At 37.4% G+C, this 1,636-nt stretch carries 1 protein-coding gene and 1 pseudogene; one reads left to right on the plus strand and one right to left on the minus strand.

The window, feature by feature from the left end; translation table 11 throughout:
- On the plus strand, window positions 1–109 hold a 109-nt coding region (locus GZA11_RS16350), incomplete at its 5' end, for an IS3 family transposase (protein WP_163182945.1).
- Between the two features lie 466 nt (window positions 110–575).
- Here the strand turns inward: GZA11_RS16350 and GZA11_RS17085 are convergent.
- Window positions 576–656: pseudogene (locus GZA11_RS17085) on the minus strand (YnfA family protein); the annotation flags it as partial.
- Between the last annotated feature and the right edge of the window lie 980 nt (window positions 657–1,636).

A 1,636-nucleotide genomic window follows, 5' to 3' on the forward strand; every position in this document is an offset into this window, starting at 1 on the left:
AGAATTAGATGATTATGTTCATTGGTTTAATCATATCAGAATTCACGGAACACTTGGGTATTTAAGCCCTATTGAATATAAAAATGAACACCTTAAAAAAGTTGTCTAGTTTAGTGTTGACATACCATATATAAATAATTAGGCAGAGGTCAAGTGGTAAGTATGGGGAATGACGGTGGTACAGGGGAAACCGCAAGGTATAGTAGAGTGCTCCATCTTTCAGGGGAAGCCCACGTCCAGCAACGTGTAATACGCCCCCCAAGCAAGGTCCTCGCCCTTAAAAATAAATATATATATAAATAATTAGGTATAGGCCACGAGGTAAGTATGGGGATGGCGGTGGTAAGGCAAAACCGTAAGTTATAGTAGAGTGCTTCCTCTTTCAAGGGAAGTCCACGTCCATGAAGGTATACCATGCTTCAGACATAAGCACTCGCCCATAAAGAAATAATTAAAAATAAAAATAAATAATTATGTATGGGTAACGTGGAAAGTATGGGTTTGACGGTGGTATATGAGAAACCGTAAGGTGCTAGGTATGATGCAGATGGATGAAAGGTATCTTCGATACCTCATTATTGGCGAGGTGCGAATATCATTACTGAAACACCCACTAAACAGATACCAGCACCTATCCAATCGTATAAATCAGGTGTACCCATCCTCATATACGGAAGGACTCCTCCGAAAACACCTCAATAAATGGCTTACTTTTCTTAAACAATAGCCTAATTAGATCCCACTCCAGCAATTTCGGCAATTCCAACAAATATAAAAAATACAATTGCATAGGCACCTCATTAGAAGGCAAGAATCGGTTATGGTACAGGGGCACCGTTAGGTGCCCTAATTGGGTTTTGGTCATTCCTCTATTATGGTGATCTCTCCACTATGTTTAAGCAAACTTTATTCTTATCATTTTTATTTTTCGAGTTCATTTTCGGTAGAAAACGGGCAAATCTTTGAGCAGACTTTATTCTCAGGGGATAATCTGGATAATCCCATTGAAGTCAGATTTGGCAAGGGCTGAACGTGCTTCCTCGCTTCTGCAAACTTTATTCTAATTTAACATACTTGTCTCCATAAAAATTAAGGTTATATAAATGTCCTCAACCCGAAGGGGCTGTCCGGAAAGTGGTATTTCAGCCGAAATCTTTATAAAAGCAAAACCCAAGAATGCTGTTAAATCAACATTCTTGGGTTTTTAATTTGGGTTCATTTTTCTCTTAAATGGACTTTTTAGACAGCCCCTTCGGTTTTTTTGTGCAAATTAAGCAGTCAATCAATCGTAATCCAATCCGTTTTTCAATCAAATTCTATCTAAATCCAATTATTTTTTTCAATTCTGTATCCCCCTTAATCCTCTATTCAGTAAGGGTTCATGCAAATTTCAGCTAGTTTCTCTACGGTATAAGATCAGTATTCTTTCCACTGTTTTTCCTAACTCATTAAAATCAAATGTCCTCAATAATCTATTTATATTTCTTCTATTATGGAAAATAATTTTTTGTCTCTTCACCAAATTCTGTGGTTTTCACTCAATTCCAGAAATAAGTTAGCGAGATTGGTGCTCAATCTAGAATAGCTCCTTCGTCAGCTTACAGACCATCAAGTTGGTAGAATGGAAGCTGTCAAG

Origin of the sequence: Neobacillus sedimentimangrovi, assembly GCF_010614825.1 — a bacterium.
Taxonomy (GTDB): domain Bacteria; phylum Bacillota; class Bacilli; order Bacillales; family Cytobacillaceae; genus Neobacillus; species Neobacillus thermocopriae.